Below are 19,962 nucleotides of genomic sequence, written 5' to 3'. Positions count from 1 at the left end.
AGCACGACGTTGCGGCCCTTGGGACCCAAGGTCACCTTGACGGCGTCGGCGAGCTGGTTCATACCGCGCTCGAGACCGCGCCGGGCGTCCTCGTCAAACGCGATCATCTTGGCTGCCATAAGGCTAGACCTCCCAGATGCAGGGTGGCTTGTCGTGGACCGAGCCGACGCCCGCGACGGCATGGGTCAGCATCTCCTGCGGCAGACCCCATCGTCCCGATCCGAGTGTTGGCACTCTGCTGCACAGAGTGCCAACGAACTGTTTAGCACTCTACCCTGTCGAGTGCAAGCGAGAAGCCTCCTACCGGGCCTTTCCTCCCCATATCAGCCTGTACGGCAGAGCCGTCCATCGCCGGCGGCAGGACCCCGCACCTGCGACGAGCCGCGTCCAGGCCACCGCAGGTGGCGGGATCCATACGCACGGCGAGCCGCCTCGCGCGGCTCGCCGTGACCGAGTCGACGAAAGAAAGGTGGCGGGTTCGCACGGACTGCGCTGCCGGGCGATCCCCGCCGGTGCATACCAGGGGGGTGTATCAGACCGCGCGGACGGACTCCGCTTGAGGTCCCTTCTGGCCCTGCGTGATCTCGAACTCGACCCGCTGGCCCTGTTCGAGAGATCGGTACCCGTCCATCATGATCGCTGAGTAATGGACGAATACATCCTTACCACCGTCTACCGCGATGAAGCCGTAGCCCTTGTCCGCGTTGAACCACTTGACGGTGCCCTGCGCCACTTCCGACTCCTCTTACTGGGCTTTCAGATCTCGCCCATTCCTCCGCGAGACCCGTAATCGCCGGACTTAAGGGAAAATCAGCCAGACGATCGCCCTCGACCATACCTGTGGCACGGGGTTTGGCAACAGAGTCAATCTGCAAACGACGCATTTCTTCGCAACGAAGGCGCTTGTACGTTTCATTTGCCCTGGAAATGGAGAAGGCGCCCACTAGGGGCGCCTTCCACACGTGTGATCTATAGCACTCAGCCGCCGGCAACCGCCGGGATGATTGAGATCTGAGTGCCCTCAGGTGCCGGAGTGTCGAGCCCGTCGGCGAAACGGACGTCCTCTTCCCCAACGTAAACGTTGACAAAACGACGAATCTTGCCCGATTCATCCAGAATTCTCGCGCCGATCCCCGGGTAGTCGGAGTCGAGCTTGGCAAGCACGTCACGAAGAGTCGCGCCCTCGCCACTGACTTCGGCGTTGCCCCCGGTGTAGGTGCGCAGAATGGTGGGAATCCGCACCGAAACGCTCATGGTTTAACTCGCCTTTCCTGGTTGTCAGACAGTCGCGCGGAACGCGTCGAGGGAGGGCCGGATCACGGCTGTGGGCTGGGCGTCGTCGCTGATCGCGTCGAGTGTCTTGAGCCCGTCGCCGGTGTTGAGGACCACGGTCTCGGCCTCGGGGTCGAGCCGCCCGCTCTCGGCGAGCTTCTTCAGCACGCCCACGGTCACCCCTCCCGCGGTCTCGGCGAAGACGCCCTCCGTCGAGGCCAGGAGCTTGATCGCGGCCACGATCTCGGCGTCCGTGACGTCCTCGACGGCCCCTCCGGTGCGCCGGGCGATGTCGAGCACGTACGGCCCGTCGGCCGGGTTGCCGATGGCCAGCGACTTGGCGATGGTGTCGGGCTTGACCGGCTGCACGACGTCGTGCCCCGCCTTGTACGCGGTGGAGACCGGCGAGCACCCGGCCGCCTGCGCTCCGAAGATCTTGTACGGCGTGTCCTCGACCAGCCCCAGCTGCACCAGCTCGCGGAAGCCCTTGTCGATCTTGGTGAGCTGCGAGCCGGAGGCGATGGGGATGACGATCTGCTCGGGCAACCGCCACCCGAGCTGCTCGGCGATCTCGTACGCGAGCGTCTTGGAGCCCTCGGCGTAGTAGGGCCGCAGGTTGACGTTGACGAACCCCCACTTGTCACCCAGCGGGTCGCCGATCAGCTCGGAGCAGAACCGGTTGACCTCGTCATAGGTGCCGTCGATCCCGATCAGCTTCCCGCCGAACACGCGAGCCATGGCGATCTTGGCCGCTTCGAGGTTGGCCGGGATGAACACGCACGCCTCGAGCCCGGCGCGCGCCGCCGCCGCGGTGACCGCGCCCGCGAGGTTGCCCGTGGAGGAGCAGGAAAGGGTGTGGAAGCCGAAGTTACGCGCCGCCTCGACGGCGATGGCGACGACCCGGTCCTTGAAGGAATGGGTGGGGTTGCCCGAGTCGTCCTTCACGTACAGGTTCTTGAGACCGAGTGCGCGTCCGAGGTTTCCGGCCTTGACCAGTTTGGTCCAGCCGGGGTTCATATTGGGCTTACTGGCGACGTCAACCGGCACCGGGAGCAGCGACCGGTAACGCCAGATGTTGGCGGGACCAGACTCGATGTCGGAGCGGGTCACCGTACCGAAGGAATAGGCCGCTTCGAGCGGCCCGAAACACTCCAGACACGCGAAGCTCGGACCGAGCGGGTAACGCGTGCCGCACTCACGGCAGGACAGACCGACAGCAGGACCAAAGTCGAGCGACATGAAGCGAGGCCTTCCCTCATCTTCGCCTGCGGCCACCTTGACCGCAGACCGGAATTGGCACCTTGTCCCGGTCGGCCTCGCCCTGTCGCGAGTCTCAAACCGGGAGGGTTGCCGGGGCTTCGCAGGGCCGGTCCCTCCACCCCTCTGGATGAGCAATATTCAGTTGTTGAAAAGGACTCTACCCGTCCATGGGGCCCAAATGGCCACCCGTCTCAAGATGCGAGACGTGGCGTCTCAGCGATAATCATCACCCAGCACTCCCTGCACGTATTTGCGGGCCTGATGAATGCGCGACTTGGCGGTGCCCAGGGGGATGCCGAGCTGCTCGGCCACCTCGTTGTAGTCGAGCTGGACGATGTCGCGCAGCACCAGCGCCTGCGCCAGGTCGGGCTTGTCGGCCTCCAGCGCCTCCATGGCGTCGAGCAGGTCGAGCCGCGAGCCTGCGATCACGCTCACCCGCGCCACGTCCGGCTTCTGCGTGGGCAGCTCGTCCGAGGTCTGCTCGGCCGCGCGGCGTTTGAGCGACCTGTACGTGGTGCGCGCGCAGTTGGCCGTCACGATGTGCAGCCAGGTGCTGAACCGCGCCCGGCCCTCGAACCGGCCGATGTTGCGCGCCACGGCCAGCAACGTGTCCTGCGAGGCTTCCTCGGCATCCTGGTGATAGGGGAGGATCCGGGCGCAGTGTCGCATCACATCGGGCTCGATCCGCGCCAGGAGCTCGCCAAGTGCGCGATGATCTCCTCCTGCGGCCGAGCGGGCGAGTTCCTCGGTTAGCTCATCTAGCGCCATAGCTGGGATCCTATGGGCGAAGGGAGCGTAGATGAACAGCGTCCTGGTGGCCTCCAACAGAGGGCCCGTTTCCTTTACCGTCTCGGACGACGGCGAGCTGACCATGAAACGCGGTGGCGGCGGCCTGGTTTCGGCACTGTCCGAGGTGGCCAGGAAGGACGGCATGCTGTGGGTGTGCGCGGCGCTGTCCGACGGCGACCGCAGCGCCGTGCGCCTGGTGCCCGGCGGCCGGATCGACCACGCCGGCTACGACACGGGCCCGGTGCGCATGCTCGACATCCCGCCCGCCACCTTCCACCGCGCCTACAACGCCGTGGCCAACTCCACCCTGTGGTTCGTCAACCACCTGCTCTACGACATCCCCAACTCACCCAACTTCGGCACGAGGTTCGAGCGCGAGTGGGAGTCCTACCGCGACTACAACGGCGCGTTCGCGCTGGCGCTGGCCGAGGAGGCCGGCCACGGCGCCCGCGTCATGGTGCAGGACTACCACCTGACGCTGACCCCGGCGATGCTCCGCGCCGAGCGGCCCGACCTGCGCATCGCCCACTTCAGCCACACCCCGTGGGCGCCCCCCGAATACTTCTCGCTGCTGCCCGACGAGGTGGTCGGAGAGGTCCTGGAGGGCATCCTGGGGGCCGATCACGCCGGGTTCCTGGCCGACAGGTGGGCGCAGGCGTTCATGGACTGCTGTGAGGCGCTGCTGGGCGCGGAGGTCGACCGCGTGGGCCGCAGCGTCACCCACGAGGGCCGGACCACCCGCATCGGCGTGCACAGCCTCGGCGTGGACGGCGACGCGCTGTGGGAGCGTGCCGTCGAGCCCGACGTCGAGTCGCACATGACCGCGCTCAGGGAGCAGGTGGGCGACCGCCGGCTGATCGTCCGCATCGACCGCACCGAGCTGTCGAAGAACATCGTGCGCGGCCTGGTGGCCTACCGCGAGTTCCTCGCCGCGCACCCGGAGTGGCACGGCAAGGTGGTGCACCTGGCGTTCGCCTACCCGAGCCGGCACGACCTGCCCGAATACCGCGAATACACCGCGTCGGTGCTGCGCTGCGCGCAGGAGATCGAGGACGAGTACGGCACCGAGGACTGGGACCCGCTGATCCTCAACGTCAACGACGACTACCCGCGTTCGCTGGCCGCGTACCGGATGGCCGACGTGCTGCTGGTCAACCCCATCCGCGACGGGATGAACCTGGTCGCCAAGGAGGGCCCGATCCTGTCCACGAGGTGCGCGCTCGTGCTCTCGCGCGAGGCGGGGGCGGCGGCCGAGCTGGGCCCGCACGCGCTCGTGGTCAACCCGTACGACATCAGCGGCACGGCCGCCGCGCTGCACGCCGCGCTCGTCATGCCGGAGGACGAGCGCCGCATGCGGCGCGACAAGCTGCACGCCGCGGCCACCGCCCTGCCCCCGCAGAAGTGGCTCGCGGCCCAGCTCGACGCGCTGGCCGAGATCTGAGCCCGGTCAGGTCCAGTCGGCGTGCTTGAGCGTGTCGGCCAGCCCCGGCGTGTTCCACTGGTCCACGATGAGGATCTTGCTCTGCGGCAGGTACCACTCGCGCTGCGTGAAGCGGAGCAGCACCTTCGTGGTCGAGCCCGAATACTTGACGCACTCCGACTGCCACGCGTTGTAGGCGGCCTTGTGCCCCGCGCCGACCTGGCGCAGGCCCCTGGTGACCTTCGGGCCGATGGCCTCGCCCCACTTCCGGTTGAACGGGCACGGCTGCACGTCGCTCGCCGTGTAGAAGGGCCTCTTGCCGGTGTACGGGCCGAACCCCTCGGCGCCGCGCTTGATGGACGAGGGGCCGAGGACGTAGAAGGCGTCGCATTCGGGCGTCCCCCAGCCCATGGGCTTGCCGCACTTGCCGGTCACGATCTGGACATCGTCGCCGAAGCGGTGGACCACCCACTTGATCGGGATGTACAGGGTCAGGCCCTTGCGCAGCTTGACCGCCTGGGCGGGCGCGGCGTGGGCGGGCAGGGAGGTCGCGAGGAGGGTGGCCGCGGCCACGGCCACGGCGGCGAGGTGTCGCTTGTGCATGCGCCCGACCCTAGGGAGCGCGACTTGCAGCTCAATCACGAACGGCTGAAAGCCGCCACAAGCTCCTCCAGCAGCGCGACGACGCCGTCGGGCCCGTCCACCACGATGTCGGCCCGCTCGGCCAGCTCGGTGACCTCCGCGGAGCCGCTGCACACGGTCACGCCGGGCAGCCCCGAGAGACGTACGGCCTCGAACGCGGCCAGGTCGCCGAGATCGTCGCCCACGAACATGACGGACCTGGCGGCCCGCTCCGCCAGGAACAGGCTGAGCGCCTGCCCCTTGTCCATGCCCGGCGGCCGCAGCTCCAGCACGAAGCGGCCCGGCTCGACCACCAGGCCGCGCTTGCCGGCCAGCTCGGCCAGCGGCTCGCGCAGCCTGGCCAGCGCGCCCTCCGGGTCGGAGCTGCGCCTGGTGTGCACGGCCACGGCCCGGCCCTTGTCCTCGATGGTGACGTCTCGCAGGCCCAGCGACTCGAGCAGCAGCTGCAGCTCGGCCTCTGCCTCGAGCACGCCCGGAGGCGGCGGGGGCCCGGAGATCTGCCCGGCCTCCCAGCGCTCGAAGCCGTAGTGCCCGAGCACGACCAGCCGGGGCACATCGGCCAGGCCCGGCCCGAGCTCCAGCGCGGTGGCCGGCGGCCGGCCGGTCACGATGGCCACCGCCAGGACGTGGGCGCCGAGCTCGGCCAGCACCTCCGGCGCCTTCGGATGGATCACGGCCTCGGCGGGATCGGGCACGATCGGCGACAGGGTTCCGTCGAAGTCGAGCCCGATCACGGCGCCCGCCGGGTCGTCCAAGATCGCTTTCATTCCAGGGATGTTCCTCACGCGGCTGCCGTACCCAGCCGGTCAGGGACGCATGCCGAGTCTCCTGGCGGCGCGGTCACGCTGACGGGTGGACCGTAACCTGCGCAGCCGCTTGACCAGCATGGGATCGTGCTCCAGCGCCTCCGGCCGGTCGATCAACTCACCGAGCAACTGGTAGTAGCGCGTGGCGGAGAACCCGAAGCTCTCCTTGATGGCCTGCTCCTTCGCGCCCGCGTAGCGCCACCATTGGCGTTCGAAGGCGAGGAGTTCGAGATCGCGTTCTGAGAGGGGTTGGCCGGACGTCTCCTGGGCAGCATTGTCACCGCTGAGCGGTGCTCCCATGGTGTCCTCCTCGGGAAAGGTGCGCGCGACGACTCCGCACGCACGCGGCCCGTGGCCAATCGTAATGTGCGAAGTGCGGCTGTTCACGACGTATTGAGAGACGTACAGTCACGAAATGTGACCTCAGTAATCACGCTCCTCACCGACTACGGACTCGAAGACGGCTATGTGGCGGCGTGTCACGGAGTGATCGCCGGAATCGCCCCCGAGGCGCGGGTGATCGACGTGTGCCACCTGATCCCCTCGGGTGACGTACGGCGTGGCGCGGCGATTCTCGCCCAGACCATTCCGTACCTTCCCGCGGGCATCCATATCGGCGCGGTCGATCCCAGCGCGGGCGGCGCCCGGCGGGCGGTGGCCGTCGAGGCGGGCGGGCGGGTGTTCATCGGACCCGACAACGGGCTGCTGTCGTGGGCCGTGCACGCCAGCGGCGGCGCCGAGGCCGCCTACGCGATCAGCAACGAGGAGCACTTCCTGCGGCCGGTCTCCCCCACCTTCCACGGGCGCGACGTCTTCTCGCCGGTCGCGGGGCGGCTGTGCGGCGGGCTGAGACCGGCGGACCTGGGGCCCGAGGTGCCGATCGGCAGGCTGGTGACGCTGCCGGCGCCGACCACGCTGCTGCGCGAGGGCTCGGTGGAGGGCGAGGTCGTCTCGGTCGACCGCTACGGCAACACCCAGCTGTCGATCGCGGTCGGCGACCTGCACGCGCTGGGCGTGCGGGTGGGCGACACCCTGGGGGTCTGGCTGGGCCGGCGGCAGCTCTCGCTGCCCTACCGGGAGACGTTCGCGGCGGTGCCGCCGGGGGAGCTGGTGGCGTTCGCGGACTCGGCGGGGCTGATCGCGATCGCGGTCAATTCCGGTGACGCAGCGCAGCGGTTGGGGCTCCCACCTGGCGCACATGTCCGACTCTCCCCTACTCCATAGGACGAAGGCGCACAGATCGGAATTACTCCGCGTATCGGTCTGTTTACCGAAGCGTCGGAAAGAATCAGCGGGCGCGTGTCAGAATGCAACGCGCGGGCGTCCCTCCCCTCCCCTCCAGAGGTCGACGTGTACCAGCTGTCCATCGTGCTGCTCTCCATAATGTCCGCGATCTGGCCCGCGCCGGAGCCGCCCGTGTCAGAGCGCTGGCACGCGTGGCCCGTCGCGCAGATCTTCCCCGCGACCCTGCCCGGGGTCAGCCCGTCGGGGGCGCGGGTCACGTACGAGCTGGCCGGGGTCGCCCCCGAGGCGCCCTGCCGGACGGCGTTCCAGCCCGCCGCCGTCCGGCGCGGCTGCCGCGTGGCCCTGCGCGCCACGTACGCCGACAGCACGCAGACGTTCGTCGCCACCGTGGGCATCGCCGTGCTCGACACGCCCGGACGCGACTACTACCGCGTGGGACGGCCCGCGACCGTGCGGCCGGTGGCCTTTCCCCGAGGGCCGGCCGAGCGCTTCGGCGAGCGGCAGTACTTCACCGGGGTGGTGCTCAGGTCCGACGAGCGCTACGTGGTGGCGACGGCCGCCGGGTACGCCGACGGCCGGCCGTACCAGCCGGGTGACCGCCTCGCACCTCGACTGCGCGCCACGGCGCGGCAGCTCGCCACCGAGTTGCACCGGACGCTCACCCGATGAGCAGGCTCGCCGTCGCCTTCCTCGTCACCGCGCTGGTGGTGGGAACCGTTCCGGCGAGCGCCACCGACGACGTGGGCGAGGCCGCCCGGGCGGGACAGTGGCAGCTCGCCGCGATGCGGCTGCCCGAGGCATGGCGGTCGAGCAGGGGCGAGGGTGTGATCGTCGCCGTGCTCGACACCGGCGTGAACGGCCGCCACCCCGACCTGGAGGGCGCCGTGATCCAGGGCCCCGACCTGACCGGCACCGCCAAGGGCCTCTGGGGGCGGCACGGGACCGCCATGGCCAGCCTGATCGCCGGGCGCGGCCACGGCGACGAGCACAAGGGCGGCGTGATCGGGGTGGCGCCCGCGGCCAGGGTGCTGTCCATCCGGGTCACGCTGGAGAACGGCGACCCGCTGCGCGAGCAGCAGCGCGCCGGCGGGCGCGACGCGCTGGCCAAGGGCATCCGGTACGCGGTCGACCACGGGGCCGGCGTGATCAGCATGTCGCTGGGCGGCGGCAGCGGCGCGTGGGAGGGCTCGCCGTCGGAGGAGGAGGCCATCCAGTACGCGATCGCGCGGGGTGCCGTGCTGGTGGCCTCGTCGGGCAACGACGGCGGCACGGCCAACAGGAAGAACTTCCCCGCCGCCTATCCCGGGGTGATGGCCGTGGGGGCGGTGGACCGGGAGCTCAGGGTGGCCGCGTTCTCCAACAGGCAGGACTACCTGTCGGTGGTCGCGCCGGGCACGGAGATCGTCACGGCCGACGCGCGCGACTCGTACGTGGTGAGCGACGGCACCAGCTCGGCGGCGGCCATGGTGGCGGGCGTGGCGGCCCTGATCAAGTCCGCGTATCCCAATATGTCGCCCTACCACGTACGGACGGCCATCGAGCTCGGCACCAGGCTGCAGCCGGCCGACGGCCACAGCCCCGCCTACGGGCACGGGGTGGCCAACGCCCTGCTCGCCCTGCGGGAGGCCGCCCGCCTGGACCCGCCCGGCGCCGGCCTGGCCCACCCCGGCCCGTACTTCGGCGACGGCCCGCCGCCCGCCTCCCGGGGGCCGGTGGTGGCGGGCATGGTGATGCTGGCCGCGGCCATGTCGGCCCGCATCCTCGTCCGCCACCGCAAACGCCGCCCCTGACCCCTCCCCCGACCCCCTCCCCAACCCCGGGTCTTCTCCAAAGGGACAGAAGGGACGTCGGCGGGCCACCCGCGCACCCGTCCGGGCAAAGGGGCGTCGGCGGGTCGTTACCCTAGCAAGCGCTTGTGCGATACTGGCGGCATGACGTTAGCGATCGAGGGCTGGTTCGCCATCGACGAGGACGGCGTCTTCCTCCTGGGCACCAGCTGCGCCGCCTGCGGCACCGTCACCTTCCCGCCCCGTCCCGGCCTCTGCCCCAACCCCCGCTGCGACGCCACCTCGATGGAGACGACCCGCCTCCCCCGCCGTGGCCGGGTGTGGTCGTACACGAACGCCTGCTACCCACCCCCCGCCCCCTACGTCGCCGCGGACCCGTACGTGCCGGTGACGCTGGCCGCCGTCGAGCTCGACGAGGTGGGGATCGTGGTGCTCGGGCAGGTCAAGGGCCTCACCGTGAACGAGCTGGAGGTCGGCATGGAGCTGGAGCTCACCTCCGGGCCGCTGTCGGACGGGCCGCTGATGTGGATGTGGGAGCGGGTCTCATGAGCATCGTGGTGCTGGGCGTCGGGATGCATCCGTGGGGCAAGTGGGGCAGGCCCTTCCTGGAGTACGGCGTCGCCGCCGCCCGCGCGGCCCTGCGGGACGCCGGGGTGGCGTGGACCGACGTGGAGTTCGTGGTCGGGGCGGACACGATCAGGAACGGCTACCCGGGCTTCGTCGCGGGCGCCTCCTACGCGCAGGCGCTGGGCTGGTCGGGTGCCAGGATCGCCTCCTGCTACGCGGCCTGCGCCTCCGGCGCCCAGGCCGTGGACATCGCCCGCACGCGCATCCTTGCGGGCCTGTGCGACGTGGCGCTGGTGGTCGGGGCGGACTCGACCCCGAAGGGCTTCTTCAAACCGGTCGGCGGCGACCGCCCCGACGACCCGGACTGGCTCCGCTTCCGCCTGCTGGGCGCCACCAACCCCGCCTACTTCGCCCTGTACGCCCGCAGGCGCATGGCCGTGCACGGCTCGACCCCGGCCGACTTCGCCGCCGTCAAGGTCAAGAACTCGCGGGCCGGTTCGCTCAACCCCATGGCCCGCTACCGCAAGCCCGTCACCGCCGAGGAGGTGCTGGCCTCGCCGCTGGTCGCCGACCCGCTGCGCCTCATGGACATCTGCGCCACCTCGGACGGAGGCGCGGCGGTGGTCCTGGCCTCGGAGTCCTACGCCCGCCGCCGGGGCCTGCGGGCTCCGGTACGCCTGGCCGCGGTCTCCACCGTCACCCCGACGTTCCCCAGCACGATCCTGGAGCTGCCGAACTTCGCCACCGATTCCCGCACCGCCGTACCGGCCCCTGAGAGGCCCTTCAGAGCGGCGATCGCGCACGCGGCGTACGAGGAAGCAGGGGTGGGACCTGAGGACGTCTCACTGGCGGAGGTGTACGACCTCTCGACGGCCCTGGAACTGGACTGGATGGAGGACGTCGGCCTGTGCCCGCCAGGGGAGGCGGCCAAGCTGCTGCACGACGGGGCGACGGGGCTCGGCGGCCGGATCCCGGTCAACCCCTCGGGCGGCCTGGCCTCCTTCGGCGAGGCGATCCCGGCCCAGGCGATCGCCCAGCTCTGCGAGCTGACCATGCAGTTGCGGGGCGAGGCCGGCGACCGCCAGGTGCCCGTCGCCCGCGTCGGCCTCGCCGCCAACCAGGGCCTCTTCGGCCACGGCTCCGCGCTGATCGTCACCACGTAGAAACGCGAAGACCCTCCGGGGAGCTCCCTCGGAGGGTCTTCGGAGGCGCGTCAGCCTACGTGCACCACGTCGTGCGTCTCCGCGAAGTGACAGGCGCTCTCGTGCCCGGTACCCGGACGGATCTGCAGCAGCGGCTCCTCCTCGGCGCAGATCTCCTGCGCCTTCCAGCACCGCGTACGGAACCGGCATCCCGACGGCGGGTTCGCCGGGGACGGCGGGTCGCCCTGCAGGATGATCCGCTCCCGCTGCTCCCGGCCCTCCGGGTCGGGCACCGGCACCGCCGAGAGCAGCGCCTGCGTGTACGGATGCGCGGGCTTGTCGTAGATCTCGGTGTCCTTCCCGAGCTCCACGAACTTGCCCAGGTACATCACGCCCACCCGGTCGGAGATGTGCCGCACCACCGACAGGTCGTGGGCGATGAAGATGTACGCCAGGTCGAACTCGTTCTGCAGCCGCTCGAGCAGGTTGATCACCTGCGCCTGGATGGACACGTCCAGGGCCGACACCGGCTCGTCGCAGACGATGATCTCCGGCTGGAGCGCCAGCCCTCGGGCGATGCCGATGCGCTGCCGCTGTCCACCGGAGAACTGGTGCGGGTAGCGGTTGATGTGGTCGGGGTTGAGCCCGACGACCTCCAGCAGCTCCTGCACCTTCTTGCGGCGGTCGCCGCGCGGCGCCGCCTCGCTGTGGATCTCGTACGGCTCGCCGATGATGTCGCCGACGGTCATCCGGGGGTTCAGCGAGGTGTACGGGTCCTGCATCACCATCTGGATGTTGCGGCGCATCCGCTTGAGCTCGCCGCCCTTGGCCCTGCCGATGTCACGGCCGTTGATCAGCACCGAGCCCGAGGTCGGCCGCTCCAGCGCCATCAGCACCTTGGCGAGGGTGGACTTGCCGCAGCCCGACTCGCCCACGATGCCCAGCGTCTCGCCCTTGTGCAGGTCGAACGACACGCCGTCGACGGCCTTGATCGCGCCGATCTGCCGCTTGAAGACGATGCCCTGGGTCAGCGGGAAGTGCTTGACCAGGTCCCGAACCTCGAGGATGCGCTCACCGATCGCCATCGAGGACCTCCCTCCAGTAGTGGCACGCGCTGCCTCGGGTGCCGCTGATCTCGTGGAGCGGGGGGGCGTCGGTCACGCAGTCGTCCTGCCGGTAGGGGCACCGGGGGTGGAACGCGCAGCCGGACGGCAGGTCGAGCAGGTTGGGCGGCAGGCCCTTGATCGCGTACAGGTCCTGGCCCTTGAGGTCGACCCGGGGGATCGACTCCAGCAGGCCCTTCGTGTACGGATGCGCGGGGCCCTTGTAGATGTCGTGCACGGGGGCCTTCTCCACGATGCGACCCGCGTACATGACGGCGATCTTGTCGGCCACGTCGGCCACGACGCCGAGGTCGTGCGTGATCAGGATCAGGCCCATCTGGCTCTCGCGCTGCAGCTCGGCCAGCAGCTCCATGATCTGGGCCTGGACGGTCACGTCGAGCGCCGTGGTCGGCTCGTCCGCGATCAGCACCTCGGGGTCCAGCGCGATCGACATCGCGATCATGATGCGCTGGCGCATGCCCCCGGAGAACTGGTGCGGATAGTCGTTCACGCGCTGCCTGGCGGCCGGGATGCGGACCCGGTCCATCAGCTCGATGGCCTTCTTCATGGCGTCGCGCTTGGACATGCCGCGGTGCACCCGGAACATCTCGCTGATCTGCCAGCCCACGGTGAACACCGGGTTGAGCGCGGAGAGCGCGTCCTGGAAGATCATCGCGATGCGCTGGCCGCGCACCTGCGTGCGCGCCTCCTCCGACAGCCTGAGCAGGTCGGTGCCCTTGAAGCGGATCTCCCCCTTGGGGATGACCGCCGGCGGCATGTCGAGAATGCCCATGATCGCCTGCGCGGTCACGGACTTGCCCGAACCCGACTCGCCCAGCACCGCGAGCGTCTCACCGGGGCTGACCGTGTAGCTCACGCCGTTCACAGCGCGGACGACCCCGGCACGCGTACGGAACTCCACGTGCAGGTTGTCGACCGCGAGCAGCGGTTGGTCGCCCAGCCCTCCCTCGGCGGGCAACACATCCGTTGACGTCTTCTTCACTTGATCCCCCCTTCTACCTGAGCTTCGGGTCGAGCGCGTCGCGTACGGCGTCGCCCATCATGATGAACGCCAGCACCGTGATGCTGAGGAACACGGCCGGGAACACCAGTGGCAGCGGCGCCTCCAAGAATCTGATGCGCGCGTCGGCGATCATCAGACCCCATGAGATGTCCGGCGACTGGACACCCACGCCCAGGAACGAGAGCGCGGCCTCGGCGGCGATGAAGCCACCCAGGTTGATCGTGGCCACGACGATGACCGGCGCCAGCGAGTTGGGCAGCAGGTGACGGAACATGATCCGCCCCGCGCTCGCTCCCAGCGCCCTGGCCGCGACCACGAAGTCCTGGTTCTTCGCGGTGATCACGGCCGCCCGCATGATGCGGAACGTCATCGGCCAGCCGAGCACCGCCAGCGCGAGGATGACCAGCATGATGCTGTTGGCCCGGCCGCGGAAGGTGGCGGCGATGAGCAGCGCGCCCAGGATCGGGGGGATGGCGAAGAAGATCTCGGTGACCCGCGAGGACACCGTGTCGACCACGCCGCTCCGGAAACCGGCGATCAGGCCGAGCAGACCGCCGACCACCGTGGTGATGATCGTGGTGAACACGCCGATCACGATCGAGTTGCGGGCGCCGTAGATCGTCCTGGCGTAGACGTCGCACCCCAGGCTGTCCTTGCCGAACAGGTGGCCGGCGCTGGGCGCCTGCCTGGCCGTGGACAGGTCACAGGTCCTGGCGTTGAACGGGTCGATCGCCGTGAACAGCGACGGCAGGAACGACATGACGAGCAGCACCAGGATGATGAGCACCGAGATGATGAACATCGGCCGGCGCCTGAGGTCGTACCAGGCGTCGCTCCACAAGCTCGCGGGCTTGCCTTCCTTGCCCTTCTTGCCCTGTGGTGTGGGCGCCGGGTCGGTAACCGTGTCCGTGACCAGAGTCTGCGTCTCCGGGAGCCCGGGCCCGACCGGCGGGATTGGGTTACTCATAGCGGATCCTCGGGTCGAGCACGGCGTACAGCAGGTCGACGACCAGGTTGGCCAGGATGTAGATCAGCACCAGGACGGTGATGATCCCCACCACAACCGGTTGTTCTCGCAAGTAAACCGACTGGAACAGCTGATTTCCAATCCCCGGGAGATTGAAGATCGTCTCGGTGATCACCGCGCCGCCCATCAGGTTGCCGAGGTCGGCGCCCAGATAGGTGATCAGCGGGATCAGCGCGTTACGCAACCCGTGCCGGCCGATGACGCGCCGTCGCGGCAGGCCCTTGGCCGTGGCCGTTCGGATGTAGTCCGCTCTGAGCGTCTCCACCAGGCTGGTCCTGGTGAGCCTGGTCAGGTACGCGATCGACGTCCCCGCGAGCACGAAGCCGGGCAGCAGATAGCTGCGCCAGCCCGCGAACGTGCCCGCCACCGGGAAGATGTCCAGCCCGGTCCACAGCTTGAGCTTGACGCCCAGGACCAGCTGCAGCACGAAACCGGTGACCAGCGTGGGCACCGAGATGAGCAGCAGCGTGGAGGCCAGGATGGCGGTGTCGGTGGCCTTGCCGCGGCGCAGCGCCGCCCACAGGCCCAGGCCGACGCCGATGAGCGCCTCCATCACCAGGGCGGTCAGCGCGAGGTTCAGGGTGACCTGGAACTTGCCGGCCATGACCTGGGACACGGGGACGTCGGCGAAGTTCACGCCGAAGTCACCGCGGAAGAGCACGCCGCTGATGTAATACCAGTACTGCAACAGCAGCGGATCGTTGAGGTGATACTGCTCGCGCAGGACCTCCGCGACCGCGGGGTCCGGGCGCTTGTCTCCGAACAGCGCCGCGATGGGGTCCCCTGGCAGTGCGAAGACAATCATGAAGATGAGTAGCGTGGCGCCGAGCAGGACGGGTATCGCCTGGATCAAGCGCCTGATGACATAACGGCCCATACAAGCCCTCCGGTACATGACTTGGAGGCAGCCCCCGGAGCCCGTGGTTCACCCGGCTCGAGTGGCTGCCTCCAAGCTCAGCCCTCCGGCGGGTGGACGGCAAGAGCCGTCCACCGCGCGAATGAACGTCAGGCCTTCTCGATGTCGACCCAGTTAACCTGGTTGAGCAGGTTGAGCTTGACGTTCTTCACCTTCGAGGAGTACCCGAAGTTGCTCCGGTAGAAGTAAACCGGGATGTACGGAAGGTCCTTGATGAGGATGTCGTCGGCCTGCTGGTAGAACTTCAGGCCCTCGGCGGCGTCCGACGCCTGGTCACCCTTGGAGACCAGCTCGTCGAACTCCTTGTTCGAGTAGCCACCGTAGTTCGAGCCGGTGCCGATGGAGCCGGTGCCGAAGATCGGGGTCAGGTAGTTCTCAGCCGACGGGTAGTCGATGGACCAGCCCATACGGAAGAGGCCCTTGTACTCCTTGGCGTCCAGGGCGTCCAGGATGCCCTGGAACTTCTCGAACGGCTTCGGCGTGACCTCGATGCCCAGGTTGGCGCGGAGGTTGTTGGCGACAGCCTCGATCCACTCCTTGTGGCCACCGTCGGCGTTGTAGCCCAGCTCGATGGTCTTGGGGCCCTTGGCGGCGTCGTACAGCTTCTTGGCCTCGGCCGGGTTGTACGTGCACGCGTCGCAGGCACCCTGGCGGTAACCGGGGATGGCCGGGTTGATGAAGTCGTCGGCGGGGGCGCGGGTGCCGGAGAAGACCGTCTCGGTGATGGTCTTCCGGTCGATGGCCAGCGAGATGGCCTTGCGGACCTGCGGGTCCTTGAACTCGGGGTTGTACTGCAGCGGGACGCCGATGTAACCCACGGCGGCGTCGGGCTCGTCGTGGTAGCGGTCGCCGAGCACGGACTTGGCCGTGGCGATCGTCGACGGCGGCAGCGAGTCGTGGATGTCCAGGTTCTCGGCCTGCAGGTCGTTGAACGCGGTCTCGGAGCTCGTGTAGACCTTGAACTGGAGCTTCTTCCAGTTCTTCGGCTTGGCGCCCGGGAACTTGTCGTAGACCGTCATGTCGATGGTCTGGTCGGTGCCCTTCTTGTAGGGCTTGTCGAGCTTGAACAGGCCCTGACCGATCGGCTGCTCGCCGAAGGTCTGCGTCACCTTGCCGTCGGCGCCGAGGGCCACCTTCGGCATCGGGTAGAACGCGGTGTAGCCCAGCATCGTCTTGAACTGCGAGAACGGCGCCGAGAGCGTCACCTCGAGCGTGGAGTCGTCGACGACCTTGAGACCCTTCATCTCCTTGGCCGTCGGCGTCTTGCCCTCACCCGGGTGGACGTCGGCGTAGCCGTCGACGCGCCCGAAGAAGTAGGACGAGCTCATGGCGTTGTCCTGCAGGGCCGCGTAGTTCCACGCGCGAGCGTAGTCGGCGGCGGTAACCGGCGTGCCGTCGTGCCACGTGTAGCCGGACTTGAGCTTGATCGTCCAGACCTTGCTGTCCGACGTCGTGATCGACTCGGCGGCTTCCTCGACCGGCTGCTTGTTCTCGTCGTAGCGGACCAGCGGGGAGAACACTGCGGCGAGGACCTCGGACCCCTCGGTCTCGGTCGTGTTCTGGGGGTTCAGGAGCTCCTGGGGCTCGCCGATCTCCATGCGGACCGGCGTCTCCCCGCCGCCTCCGGCAGCAGTGCCGCCACTGTCAGAGGCGCCACCGCCACACGCGGCAACCGCGAGGGCGAGCAGCGCGGTACCGGCGACGATCTGTGCGCCCTTAGTAACACGCATGGTGAAAGAATTCCTCCCTCTACAGGTGGGCGTTAGCGCTGAGCTGCGGTGATCGTGAGCAGCCTGACGGGGGGATCCTGGTTTTCCCCCCGGGTTTGGCTGACATGGTCAAACCAGCCGACGCCCTGCCAGTCGATCGCGACTATCCCTTACTACTTGCCACCAGGGAGTCTCTGGCGCGTTGCAGTTCGGTCACACGTGTGCCAATCCAGCGTCACAGACATTTAGCCCAACAGGCAACAAATCGTACAGAGCCCGTGTAACCGGTACGGCCGGGACGTGAACAGACGATGAAAATTACCCTCTACATGAGAGTGGTCGCGCCCTAGCCAGCGCACCGCGCCGCGCTGGGCTACGGTTGAGCAGGTCTTGACGGCACCTTGGGAACCGAGTGTCCCGAGGCTCCGTCCAACTGACGCTGCCGCCAACCCGCGCGGCAGGCACCCCACCGACCGGGATCCAATAGAGTCCTTGCCATGAGCCAGCCGGAATCCGCTGTCGCGGACGCCCAGGCGGGCGGCCGAAGCGGGCAGGAGCCGCTGGCCAAGCTCGCCAAGAGATACGGACTTCGCCGTGCCATCGCGCGGCCGAGGTTCCCTGTCTACATGCGCCAGCTCTGGGAGCGGCGACACTTCATCCTGACGTACGCGACCTCGCGCAACGTCTCGAAGTACACCAGCTCGGCTCTCGGCCAGCTCTGGCAGGTGCTGACCCCTCTGCTCAACGCCGGCATCTACTACGTGATGTTCGGCCTCATCCTGGGCGGCAAGGGCAACATCCACAACTATCCCGCGTTCCTGCTGACCGGGATGTTCATCTTCACCTACACGCAGCGGACCGTCACCGCGGGCGCCAAGTCGATCACGGGCAACCTCTCGATGATCCGCGCCCTGCACTTCCCCCGGGCGTCCCTCCCCCTGGCCTACACGATCCAGGAGCTGCAGCAGCTCGCCATCTCCATGGGCGTCCTCATGGTCATCGTGGTCATCACCGGCGAGCCCCCCACGCTGTTCTGGCTGATGATGCCGGTGGTGCTGCTCCTGCAGACGCTCTTCAACATCGGCGCGAGCCTGGTGATCGCCCGGTTGGGCGCCTCCATGCGTGACCTCAACCAGTTGCTGCCTTTCATCACGCGCACGTGGCTCTATGCCTCGGGTGTGTTCTTCTCCATCCAGGAGAAGGTCGTGGGCAGCGCCAAGCTCCCCCAGTGGGTCGCCGATGTGATGTATATGAATCCGGCGGCCGCCTTCATCGAGTGGATGCGGGACATCCTCATCGAGAGTCACTCTGCCCCTCCGATGGTGTGGATGTCTTGCGTATTCTGGGCAGTGTTCGCACTCGGTTTCGGCTTCTGGTATTTCTGGCGGGCCGAGGAGAGGTACGGGCGTGGCTGAACTTACCAAGGAGCTGTCACAGGTGAAGGGCGAGAAGCCCGCCGTCCCCGGCAAGGATGTGAGAGTGCATCCAGATCCGGAGCCCCAGGGCAAGCGGCCACTCGACGTCCCCACGGGCACTCCGACCGTCATCGTCGACGATCTCCACATCGTCTACCGCGTCTACGGCGCGGCCTCCGACTCCGAGAAGGGCAACGCGGTCAACGCCCTCACGCGCATCCTCAAGCGCCAGGGCCGCCCGCAGATGAAAGAGGTCCACGCGGTCAAGGGCGTGACCTTCGTGGCCTACCACGGCGACGCCATCGGCATCGTGGGCCGCAACGGCTCGGGCAAGTCCACGCTGCTGCGGGCCATCGCGGGCCTCCTCCCGCCGCACAAGGGCGCCGTCTACACCGACGGCCAGCCCTCGCTGCTCGGCGTCAACGCGGCCCTCATGCGCGAGCTCACCGGCGAGCGCAACATCGTGCTCGGCTGTTACGCCATGGGCATGACGCCTGCCGAGGTCCGCGAGAAGTACCAGGAGATCGTCGACTTCTCCGGCATCGACGAGTTCGTCCAGCTCCCCATGTCCACCTACTCCTCCGGCATGGGCGCCCGGCTCCGCTTCGCCATCTCCTCGGCCAAGACCCACGACGTCCTCCTCATCGACGAGGCCCTGGCCACGGGCGACCGCGAGTTCCGCAAGAAGAGCGAGGAGCGCATCCGCCAGATCCGCGAGTCCGCCGGCACGGTCTTCCTCGTGGCCCACGACCTCAAGGTCATCGAGGAGACCTGCAACCGCGTCATCTGGCTGCACAAGGGCAAGATCAAGATGGACGGCGACCCGAAGGAAGTCATCGCCGCCTACAACAAGGGCTGACCTCTCTCACGGCGCGACCGCCGCCGCTCACGGCTCGGAGCCTCCCCCCGCTCCGGCCCGATGCCCTGCCGGGTTACGGCCACAAACACCGACATCCACGCTTTTCGCTGTTGTGTGCGAAACGCGCGCGACTGCAGTGGCAAATGACTGACAGCGAGCCTGCCGTTCCGATAGGATTCGAACGTCAATTCGATCCGAGGTACGCTGATGGAGTGGGAGCGCGCGATGGTGGAGCTTTCGACCGCGATCGACCACCTGGCCACCGAGGACGTGGCCGAGATTCCCCGGATACAGCTCGCCGAGCAGCTGCTGGAGCTGCACTGGCAGATGGCCAGGCTGCAGGCCCAGATAGCACGTCGCACCGGCGTCCGCCTGCCCTGAGCCCTCCGACCGGCCCGTAATCCCGACAATCACCCACTCCGCAGACCATGACCCACCGCCCCTCTTGGACGGTTGAGAGCACGCCGTAACGGCGGCCGGCCCCGTGCGGGTCAGCGGGCGTCACCCTGGAGGCGCTCAGCCACGTGCGTCGGGTGGCGCCGCCCGTGCTCCGCCGTACAAGATGGGGGTTTCGCCCGGCCCCCGGGCAGCGCAAAAGAACGGCCCCCACAGCCGGCGCATGAAAAAGCCGCCGACCCCAGATACCGGGGTCGGCGGCGGGCTCGTGCGACGCCGCTGCCCTGCAGTGGCGGCGCGCTGCGCGAGCCAGGGCGTGGGCGCGTCCGCCCAGGCCCGTCATGAGACCTGCCCGCTTGCGCGGGGTCTCGCCACCCACGCGCGCCAGTGCCGTCGGCGCTCGGCACCTGTGAGCGCCCCGCCGGCCTGCCGCGTCGGTGCGAGAACGTCCCCAGTCAGCCCCCTGCCGGCCTGCCGCGCCGGAGCGCCGGTGTTCCCAGTCAGCCCCCGCCGACCTACCGCACCAGAGTGACGGCACCGGGCCTGCCGGGCGGGAACGGGCGGCACGCGGACCGCCGTTCCA

Annotated in this window: 21 protein-coding genes and 1 riboswitch; of the genes, 9 read left to right on the top strand and 12 right to left on the bottom strand. The window is 68.6% G+C overall.

Annotated features, from left to right (window positions below):
- Positions 1–532: 532 nt before the first annotated feature.
- The 4 genes from ABZX61_RS64215 to ABZX61_RS64200 all read right to left on the bottom strand — a co-directional run bounded on the left by ABZX61_RS64215 (position 533) and on the right by ABZX61_RS64200 (position 3,300).
- The gene (locus ABZX61_RS64215) at positions 533–733 is read right to left on the bottom strand and encodes a cold-shock protein (protein WP_068927743.1); all 201 of its coding nucleotides are present in this window, start codon (positions 731–733) and stop codon (positions 533–535) included.
- A 245-nt stretch (positions 734–978) separates the two neighbouring features.
- Complete coding sequence (locus ABZX61_RS64210; protein ID WP_185068974.1) at positions 979–1,254, bottom strand: MoaD/ThiS family protein; 276 nt, start codon at positions 1,252–1,254, stop codon at positions 979–981.
- Positions 1,255–1,278: 24 nt separating this feature from the next.
- Positions 1,279–2,511, bottom strand: a complete 1,233-nt coding sequence (gene thrC, locus ABZX61_RS64205; protein WP_350742605.1) for a threonine synthase — start codon at positions 2,509–2,511, stop codon at positions 1,279–1,281.
- Positions 2,512–2,524: 13 nt separating this feature from the next.
- A riboswitch (SAM riboswitch) is annotated at positions 2,525–2,666 on the bottom strand.
- A 79-nt stretch (positions 2,667–2,745) separates the two neighbouring features.
- Positions 2,746–3,300 (bottom strand): RNA polymerase sigma factor, encoded by a 555-nt coding sequence (locus ABZX61_RS64200; protein ID WP_319719563.1) that lies wholly within the window; start codon positions 3,298–3,300, stop codon positions 2,746–2,748.
- A gap of 31 nt (positions 3,301–3,331) precedes the next feature.
- On the opposite strand from ABZX61_RS64200, the gene ABZX61_RS64195 reads away from it, so the two are divergent.
- Positions 3,332–4,762, top strand: coding sequence for a trehalose-6-phosphate synthase (locus ABZX61_RS64195; RefSeq protein ID WP_355212764.1), 1,431 nt, complete (start codon positions 3,332–3,334; stop codon positions 4,760–4,762).
- Positions 4,763–4,768: 6 nt separating this feature from the next.
- Here the strand turns inward: ABZX61_RS64195 and ABZX61_RS64190 are convergent, their stop codons facing one another.
- From ABZX61_RS64190 to ABZX61_RS64180, 3 genes are read right to left on the bottom strand one after another with little or no spacing between them, the layout of a single operon-like run.
- Complete coding sequence (locus ABZX61_RS64190) at positions 4,769–5,344, bottom strand: hypothetical protein (protein WP_355212763.1); 576 nt, start codon at positions 5,342–5,344, stop codon at positions 4,769–4,771.
- Between the two features lie 35 nt (positions 5,345–5,379).
- Positions 5,380–6,150 carry a trehalose-phosphatase gene (gene otsB, locus ABZX61_RS64185; RefSeq protein ID WP_350742599.1) on the bottom strand — a complete coding sequence of 257 codons (771 nt, stop codon included), beginning with the start codon at positions 6,148–6,150 and terminating at the stop codon, positions 5,380–5,382.
- A 39-nt stretch (positions 6,151–6,189) separates the two neighbouring features.
- Positions 6,190–6,489 (bottom strand): DUF3263 domain-containing protein, encoded by a 300-nt coding sequence (locus ABZX61_RS64180; protein WP_350742598.1) that lies wholly within the window; start codon positions 6,487–6,489, stop codon positions 6,190–6,192.
- A 117-nt stretch (positions 6,490–6,606) separates the two neighbouring features.
- Between ABZX61_RS64180 and ABZX61_RS64175 the strand changes: the two genes are divergently transcribed.
- The 5 genes from ABZX61_RS64175 (at position 6,607) to ABZX61_RS64155 (ending at position 10,951) form a co-directional block, all read left to right on the top strand.
- Complete coding sequence (locus ABZX61_RS64175; protein ID WP_355212760.1) at positions 6,607–7,413, top strand: SAM-dependent chlorinase/fluorinase; 807 nt, start codon at positions 6,607–6,609, stop codon at positions 7,411–7,413.
- Positions 7,414–7,488: 75 nt separating this feature from the next.
- Positions 7,489–8,103 (top strand): hypothetical protein, encoded by a 615-nt coding sequence (locus ABZX61_RS64170; RefSeq protein ID WP_355212758.1) that lies wholly within the window; start codon positions 7,489–7,491, stop codon positions 8,101–8,103.
- Positions 8,100–9,224, top strand: a complete 1,125-nt coding sequence (locus tag ABZX61_RS64165) for a S8 family serine peptidase (protein ID WP_355212757.1) — start codon at positions 8,100–8,102, stop codon at positions 9,222–9,224. The genes ABZX61_RS64170 and ABZX61_RS64165 overlap by 4 nt, the downstream gene beginning before the upstream one ends.
- Before the next feature lie 141 nt (positions 9,225–9,365).
- Positions 9,366–9,770, top strand: a complete 405-nt coding sequence (locus tag ABZX61_RS64160) for an OB-fold domain-containing protein (RefSeq protein ID WP_355212755.1) — start codon at positions 9,366–9,368, stop codon at positions 9,768–9,770.
- Positions 9,767–10,951 (top strand): lipid-transfer protein, encoded by a 1,185-nt coding sequence (locus ABZX61_RS64155; RefSeq protein ID WP_355212754.1) that lies wholly within the window; start codon positions 9,767–9,769, stop codon positions 10,949–10,951. Before ABZX61_RS64160 ends, ABZX61_RS64155 begins: the two co-directional genes overlap by 4 nt.
- A 50-nt stretch (positions 10,952–11,001) precedes the next feature.
- On the opposite strand, the gene ABZX61_RS64150 is transcribed toward ABZX61_RS64155, so the two are convergent.
- From ABZX61_RS64150 to ABZX61_RS64130, 5 genes are all read right to left on the bottom strand, one after another.
- Positions 11,002–12,015: a dipeptide ABC transporter ATP-binding protein gene (locus tag ABZX61_RS64150; protein ID WP_350742586.1), complete on the bottom strand. Its 1,014-nt coding sequence runs from the start codon at positions 12,013–12,015 to the stop codon at positions 11,002–11,004.
- The gene (locus tag ABZX61_RS64145) at positions 12,002–13,036 is read right to left on the bottom strand and encodes an ABC transporter ATP-binding protein (RefSeq protein ID WP_355212752.1); all 1,035 of its coding nucleotides are present in this window, start codon (positions 13,034–13,036) and stop codon (positions 12,002–12,004) included. The genes ABZX61_RS64150 and ABZX61_RS64145 overlap by 14 nt, the downstream gene beginning before the upstream one ends.
- 13 nt (positions 13,037–13,049) lie before the next feature.
- Complete coding sequence (locus ABZX61_RS64140) at positions 13,050–14,024, bottom strand: ABC transporter permease (protein ID WP_355212750.1); 975 nt, start codon at positions 14,022–14,024, stop codon at positions 13,050–13,052.
- Positions 14,017–14,961, bottom strand: a complete 945-nt coding sequence (locus ABZX61_RS64135; RefSeq protein WP_350742580.1) for an ABC transporter permease — start codon at positions 14,959–14,961, stop codon at positions 14,017–14,019. Before ABZX61_RS64135 ends, ABZX61_RS64140 begins: the two co-directional genes overlap by 8 nt.
- 128 nt (positions 14,962–15,089) lie before the next feature.
- Positions 15,090–16,730, bottom strand: a complete 1,641-nt coding sequence (locus ABZX61_RS64130) for an ABC transporter substrate-binding protein (RefSeq protein ID WP_355212748.1) — start codon at positions 16,728–16,730, stop codon at positions 15,090–15,092.
- 476 nt (positions 16,731–17,206) lie between these two features.
- Here ABZX61_RS64130 and ABZX61_RS64125 point away from each other — a divergent pair, with 476 nt between their 5' ends.
- From ABZX61_RS64125 to ABZX61_RS64115, 3 genes are all read left to right on the top strand, one after another.
- The gene (locus ABZX61_RS64125; RefSeq protein WP_350742576.1) at positions 17,207–18,124 is read left to right on the top strand and encodes an ABC transporter permease; all 918 of its coding nucleotides are present in this window, start codon (positions 17,207–17,209) and stop codon (positions 18,122–18,124) included.
- Complete coding sequence (locus tag ABZX61_RS64120; RefSeq protein WP_350742574.1) at positions 18,117–18,983, top strand: ABC transporter ATP-binding protein; 867 nt, start codon at positions 18,117–18,119, stop codon at positions 18,981–18,983. Before ABZX61_RS64125 ends, ABZX61_RS64120 begins: the two co-directional genes overlap by 8 nt.
- Before the next feature lie 207 nt (positions 18,984–19,190).
- Entirely contained in the window at positions 19,191–19,364 is a 174-nt protein-coding gene (locus ABZX61_RS64115) for a hypothetical protein (RefSeq protein ID WP_192788369.1), read from the top strand.
- Positions 19,365–19,962 lie beyond the last annotated feature (598 nt).

Source organism: Nonomuraea sp. NPDC003709 (assembly GCF_040610775.1).
GTDB classification, from domain to species: domain Bacteria; phylum Actinomycetota; class Actinomycetes; order Streptosporangiales; family Streptosporangiaceae; genus Nonomuraea; species Nonomuraea angiospora_A.
Note: the sequence above shows the minus strand (reverse complement) of the source record. Positions and strands in the feature narration are given on the sequence as shown.